We start from the raw sequence: 5,412 nt of genomic DNA, 5'->3' as shown, positions 1-5,412 counted from the left end.
GCCTGCTGCGCGCCTGCCACCCCCTGCCGGCCGCCGCCGTGACCCTCTTCTCCGCCGTGCTGGCGGCCGCCGCCGGGCGCGGCCCCGCCGGCACCGCCCTGACGGCCGCCGCCGTGGCAGCCGGCCAGCTCTCGGTGGGCTGGTCCAACGACCGGGCCGACCTGCGGCGCGACCTGGCCACCGGCCGCCGGGACAAACCCCTGGCCACGGGCGCCGTACCGGCCGCCGCCGTGACCCGCGCCGCCGTCGGCGCGCTGCTGCTGTGCGTGCCGCTGTCGCTGGCCGCCGGGTTCCTCGCGGGGGCCGCGCACCTGGTGGGGGTCGCGGCCGCCTGGGCGTACAACCTGCGCCTGAAGGGCACGGCCGCGTCCTGGTTCCCGTACGTCCTCGCCTTCGGACTGCTCCCGGCCTTCGTGACGCTCGCCCTGCCCGGGCGGCCCTGGCCGCCGCTCTGGCTGCTCGGCGCCGCCGCCCTGCTCGGCGCGGGCGCCCACTTCGCCAACGTGCTGCCCGACATCGCCGACGACCTCGCCACCGGCGTACGGGGCCTGCCGCACCGCCTCGGCGCCCGCCGCTCGGCCGCCCTGGCCGCCGCTCTGGTCCTCGCCTCGACGGCCGCCCTGCTCCTCGGCCCGCCGGGCCCGGTCGGCCCGTACGGCTGGGGGCTGCTCGCGCTGACCTGCGCCCTGCCGGCCACCGCCGCCCGGGCGCCCGGCCGGATCCCGTTCCTGGCCACGATGGCGGTCGCGGGCGGCGACGTCCTGCTGCTCCTGGTCCGGGGCGCGGGACTGCGCTGACGGCTCAGACGCGGGTACGGGTCCACTCCAGCAGTCGCTCCGCCGGCCAGGTGTTGACCACCCGGGCGGTGGGCACCCCGCACTCCACGGCCCGCTCGCAGCCCAGGATCTGCCAGTCCAGCTGGCCCGGCGCGTGCGCGTCGGTGTCGACGGCGAAGAAGGTGCCCGCCGCCACGGCGAGGCGCAGCAGCCGCCGGGGCGGGTCCAGCCGCTCGGGCCGGCTGTTGATCTCCACGGCCGTGCCGGACTCCGCGCAGGCCGCGAACACCCGCTCGGCGTCGAACGCGGACTCCGGCCGGGTCCGGCCCGTGACGAGACGTCCCGTGCAGTGCCCGAGCACGTCCATCAGCGGATTGCGCACCGCCGCCAGGAGCCGCCGCGTCATCTCCGGAGCCTCCATCCGCAGCTTCGAGTGCACCGAGCCCACCACCAGGTCCAGCCCGTCCAGGAGTTCCGGCTCCTGGTCGAGCGAGCCGTCGGGCAGGATGTCGCACTCGATGCCGGTGAGCAGCCGGAACGGCGCCCACGCCGCGTTCAGCTCCGCCACCGCCAGCAGCTGTTCGCGCAGCCGCTCCGGGGAGAGGCCCCGGGCGACCGTCAGCCGCGGCGAATGGTCCGTCAGCACCGCCCACTCGTGGCCCAGCGCGGCGGCGGCGCGGCCCATCGCGTCGATCGGGCTCCCGCCGTCCGACCAGTCCGAGTGCAGGTGGCAGTCCCCGCGCAGGGCCGCCCGCAGCGCTTCGGCTCCAGGCGTGGGCGGCGGCCCCTCGGGCATCGCGGCGGCCTCGTCCTCCAGACCGAGGAGGTACTGCGGAATCGCCCCCTCCAGGGCTTCCCGGACCACCTGGGCCGTCTTGGGCCCGATGCCCTTCACCGATTCGAGGGAGCCGGACGCGGCCCGCTCGGCGGTCTCCCGTTCACCCATCCGGGTGAGCGCCGCGGCCGCCGTACGGAAGGCCCGTACCCGGTAGGCGGGGGCCTGGGCGCGCTCCAGCAGGAAGGCGATCCGGTCCAGCGCCGCCACCGGTTCCATGGCGCACCTCCTCCCGGGCCAGTGTCGCAACGCGCCGCCCGACCCGCGACCCGCCCGCCTCCGGGGACGGGGCTCAGAGGTCGGCGGTGAGCGTGAACAGGGCCCCGTCCGGGTCGCGGAGCGCGATCGAGCGTTCGGTGTCGGTCGTGGTGAACACCGAGACGGTCCGTCCGTCGAGGCCGAGGGCCGCCTCCACGGCCTCGTCCAGATCCGGGACGCGGAAGTGGACGTGCCAGCGCGGCCGGGTGTGCGGGGTGTACGCGCCGGGCTCCACGGGGCCGCTGTTCAGCCGGGCCACCGGTTCGCCGCCCTGCCGCAGGACGACCTGCTCCTCCTCGTACGAGACCTCGCAGCACCCGGGGCGGCCCGTGGCCCACTCCAGCACCTCCCCGTAGAAGAGCGCGGCGTCGAAGGCGTTGCGGGTGCGCAGTTCCAGCCAGGCCGGAGCCATGCCCTTGCCGACCCGCCAGTCGGCGGCGACCGGCCCGGCCCAGATCCCGAAGACCGCCCCGTCGACGTCGGCGACCAGCGCGGCGCGGCCGCCGCCCGTCGGGAAGGAGACCGGGCCGACCGCGACCGTGCCGCTGCGCTCCCGGATCCGGTCCGCCGCGACGTCGGCGTCGTCCACCGCGAAGTACGGGGTCCAGGCCACCGGCACCGCCAGGTCGGCGGCCAGCGCCCCGATCCCGGCGACCGGTACGCCGTCCAGGACGGCCACCGAGAACCCCGCCCCGAGCTGTTTCGCCGGCCGGAAGGTCCAGCCGGCGACCGCCCCGTAGAAACGCTGGGAGGCCTCCAGGTCACGGGCCATCAGGCTCACCCAGCAGGGGGCCCCGAAGACGTCCTTCGTAGAAATTGCCACGGGACTAGAAGTAGCGTCCGCCGCCCCCCGCCGCCGCGCAGGCGCGCCCGCAGGTCATCACCACCAGTAGGCGGGATACCTCGGCGCCTTGCGGCGGATGCGGGACCCGGCGTAGCCGGTGAGGACGAGGAGCACGGTGGAACCGAAGAGCAGCGGCACGAAGCGGGCGGGCGCCGGCGTCTGCAGGACGGTCACCACGGCGGTGGCCACGGCCGGCGAGTGCGGGGTGCGGGCGAGGGTGAGCAGGGCCAGGGTCAGCCCGGCCGCCAGGGCCGCCGCCCAGGCGCTGCTGCCCGCCGCGGCGAGGACGGCGTAGCCCGCGGCGGCGCCGATCAGGTGGCCGAGGACCACCCCGCGCGGCTGGGACAGCGGCAGGGCGGGGGCGCTGTGCACCAGGGCGGCGCTGGCGGCCAGCGGGGGGATCAGCACCGGCTCGTGGATCACCGCGCCGATCGCCACGAGGGCCAGCAGCACCGTCGTCGCCGCGCTGACGCTGTGGACGGCGGCGGCCGCGCTCGGCCGGGCCGGGGCACGGGGCGCGGCCGGGCGCGGGTGCGCGGCGGGTTCCGGGCCCGGGACGGCTTCGGAGCGCGGGGCGGTGGCGGTCGCGGTGCTGGGGTTCATGGCGGGGCGGGTTTCCGGGGCAGGTGCGGGGGCGGGGAGGAGGCGGCGCGGGGGAGCCGGGCCGGACCCGGTGATCGACCTTCGGTCCGGCCGCGCGTCCGTTCCTGGTACGGCCGACGCAATCCGGCCACGACCTTATCGCTCACCCGTGCGACGCCATCGGCGGGGGTCTTCGCACCGCCCGGGCGAAGAGGGGAACGGCCCCGAAACGCGGGCCCCGATCGTGTAGGAATGCGGGGGCACGCGCGGACGGCAGGAAGGACGGGCATGACGACGCACCCGGACCCCACCGGGGTCCTGACGGACCTCGACGCGGTGATCGCGGGCGCCCCCGACGACGCGACCGGCGCCCTCTGGCGGCTGACCGGGCCCGCGCGGGGCCTCGACTCCAACCTGATCCGGCTGCGCCCCGGCGCCGTCATCGCGGAGCACGCCGAGCCCGCCCTCGACGTCCTGCTCGTCGTCGTGGACGGCGCCGGGCGGATCGACACCGCGGACGGCCCGCACGCACTGCGGCCGCACTCGGCGGTGTGGCTCGCCCGGGGCGCGCGCCGCTCGCTCACCGCGGGCCCGCAGGGGATGGCGTACCTGACCGTGCACACCCGGCGCCCCGGGCTCGGCATCGGCGCCGGCCCGCTCCCCGACCCGGCCCCCGCCGAGGGCGGTGAGACGGCCTGTCTGCTGCACCGGGTCTGCCCGGACTGCGGCCGCCTCGCCGCCGAACCCGGCGCCCGCTACTGCTCCCGCTGCGGCGCCGGGCTCCCGGACTGACGCCGCGGGACGGCCGGAAGCCTCCCGGGTTCGGGTCCCGGGAGGCCGTGCGTGGGGGTCGGGCGGCGCGGTGGATCAGAAACCGCAGCCGGTGACCCACTTGTGCGAGGAGATCCGGTCGTTCCACTCCCACGGGATGTTGCCGCGGGAGCCGTTCGGCGCGCAGGTGGAGGCGCCGCCGTAGCCGATGTTCTCGTAGACGCGGACGTCGCCGAGGTTGCCCGCGTAGCCGTTGTTCCAGAAGGCCGAGGCCCGGTCGTTCATGTTGTAGTTGCCCCCGGCACCACAGGTGCGCCAGTCGGAGTCGTTCCCGCTCCAGCCGCAGCGCGGGCCGCCCTCGTTGGTGTCGGCCCAGACCCAGTAGTTGCCGTCGGCCGCCACCCCTGAGGCGTCGGCCGGGGTGGCGGCCGGGGTGGCGGAGGCGGTGGTCAGCGTCGCGGGGACCGCGAGCAGCGGGAGCGCGAGCGCGCAGGCCAGCATCGTCGTACGGAACTTACGCATGGGATCCTCCGGAAGAGTCGGTGCCTGTGGTGGTGCTGTCGGTGCTGTCGGTGCTGTCGGTGGGCTCGGTGGGTCGGTCGGACGGGGGGACGACGCGCTCCGCCTTCGGGAGCGCGGCGTTCTGGAGCCTCCGCCTCAGGTCGATGTCGTCCTGGTGACGCGCGCGGACTTCATCGCCGTAGGTGTGGTCCAGAGCTTGGGAGACCCGGCTCAGCGCGGTGCTGGTCGCACAGGTCGCTTCGGTGACCGCGAGGGCGGTCTCGGCCGCGTCGGCCCGGTCCGGCGGCAGTTCCTCCGCGAGGGCGGCGGCCGCGGCCCGGGACGCGTCGGGGGAGTCGTACGGGCGGCCGGCCGCCCGCATGCAGGCCGCCCACGCGCCGACCGCCTCCGTGTACCGGGGGTCCTCGCGGACCTTCCCCTCCTGCACGGGGCGGAGGTTCATCGTGACGACCTTGACGCGGAACCAGGCGGCCAGGTCCCCGTACAGGGAGCGCTGCGCCTGGGCGATGCACCCGTCGGGGCTCGCCGTGAGCGTCATCCCGGTGGGGGCGGTGGCCGACAGGCCGACCGGGGAGGCCCCCATCAGCGCGGTACGGGCGGCCGCGCGTCCGCGCGCCGTCAGCCGGTGGAAGTACCGCTGGTTGGGATCCGCCTCCCGGGCCTCGGCGCCCGCCCGGTCGGCCCGGCCGCCGTAGCCGTGGGCGCGGGCCCACTCCACGTCGTCCACCCCGTACGGGAACGAGCGCTGCTCCCGCGCGGCCCGCGGGGGTTCGGTCAAGGCGTACCGGCAGCCCCGGTCCGCCATGAAGCGGCTGATCAGGACC

At 76.7% G+C, this 5,412-nt stretch carries 7 protein-coding genes; 2 read left to right on the top strand and 5 right to left on the bottom strand.

Annotation, left to right across the window (positions count from 1 at the left end):
• The coding region (locus tag ACFV0Q_RS38005) for a UbiA family prenyltransferase (RefSeq protein WP_385012161.1) at positions 1–797 on the top strand (797 nt) is incomplete at its 5' end.
• Positions 798–801: 4 nt separating this feature from the next.
• On the opposite strand, the gene ACFV0Q_RS38000 is transcribed toward ACFV0Q_RS38005, so the two are convergent.
• The 3 genes from ACFV0Q_RS38000 to ACFV0Q_RS37990 form a co-directional block, all read right to left on the bottom strand.
• Positions 802–1,830: a PHP domain-containing protein gene (locus tag ACFV0Q_RS38000; protein ID WP_385012159.1), complete on the bottom strand. Its 1,029-nt coding sequence runs from the start codon at positions 1,828–1,830 to the stop codon at positions 802–804.
• 73 nt (positions 1,831–1,903) lie between these two features.
• On the bottom strand, positions 1,904–2,641 hold the full coding sequence (locus ACFV0Q_RS37995) for a VOC family protein (RefSeq protein WP_385012163.1): 738 nt from the start codon (positions 2,639–2,641) through the stop codon (positions 1,904–1,906).
• A 108-nt stretch (positions 2,642–2,749) separates the two neighbouring features.
• Complete coding sequence (locus ACFV0Q_RS37990) at positions 2,750–3,316, bottom strand: HPP family protein (protein ID WP_385012157.1); 567 nt, start codon at positions 3,314–3,316, stop codon at positions 2,750–2,752.
• Positions 3,317–3,583: 267 nt separating this feature from the next.
• On the opposite strand from ACFV0Q_RS37990, the gene ACFV0Q_RS37985 reads away from it, so the two are divergent.
• The gene (locus ACFV0Q_RS37985; RefSeq protein WP_385012156.1) at positions 3,584–4,087 is read left to right on the top strand and encodes a hypothetical protein; all 504 of its coding nucleotides are present in this window, start codon (positions 3,584–3,586) and stop codon (positions 4,085–4,087) included.
• Between the two features lie 75 nt (positions 4,088–4,162).
• Here ACFV0Q_RS37985 and ACFV0Q_RS37980 read toward each other — a convergent pair whose 3' ends face one another.
• A complete protein-coding gene (locus tag ACFV0Q_RS37980) occupies positions 4,163–4,588 on the bottom strand; it encodes a peptidase inhibitor family I36 protein (RefSeq protein ID WP_385012153.1) in 426 nt (141 codons plus the stop codon).
• On the bottom strand, positions 4,581–5,412 hold an 832-nt coding region (locus ACFV0Q_RS37975), incomplete at its 5' end, for a hypothetical protein (protein WP_385012150.1). The genes ACFV0Q_RS37980 and ACFV0Q_RS37975, both read right to left, overlap by 8 nt.

Source organism: Streptomyces sp. NPDC059564 (assembly GCF_042735575.1).
In the GTDB taxonomy this organism is placed as follows: domain Bacteria; phylum Actinomycetota; class Actinomycetes; order Streptomycetales; family Streptomycetaceae; genus Streptomyces.
The sequence above is the reverse complement of the archived record's forward strand: the minus strand, read 5'-3'. Positions and strand labels throughout refer to the sequence as shown.

Bases quoted from the DNA above. Each gene is read 5' to 3' on its own strand.
- ACFV0Q_RS37985 (WP_385012156.1), top strand. From the start codon at position 3,584: ATGACGACGCACCCGGACCCCACCGGGGTCCTGACGGACCTCGACGCG.
- ACFV0Q_RS38000 (WP_385012159.1), bottom strand. From the start codon at position 1,830: ATGGAACCGGTGGCGGCGCTGGACCGGATCGCCTTCCTGCTGGAGCGC.
- ACFV0Q_RS37995 (WP_385012163.1), bottom strand. From the start codon at position 2,641: ATGGCCCGTGACCTGGAGGCCTCCCAGCGTTTCTACGGGGCGGTCGCC.
- ACFV0Q_RS37990 (WP_385012157.1), bottom strand. From the start codon at position 3,316: ATGAACCCCAGCACCGCGACCGCCACCGCCCCGCGCTCCGAAGCCGTC.
- ACFV0Q_RS37980 (WP_385012153.1), bottom strand. From the start codon at position 4,588: ATGCGTAAGTTCCGTACGACGATGCTGGCCTGCGCGCTCGCGCTCCCG.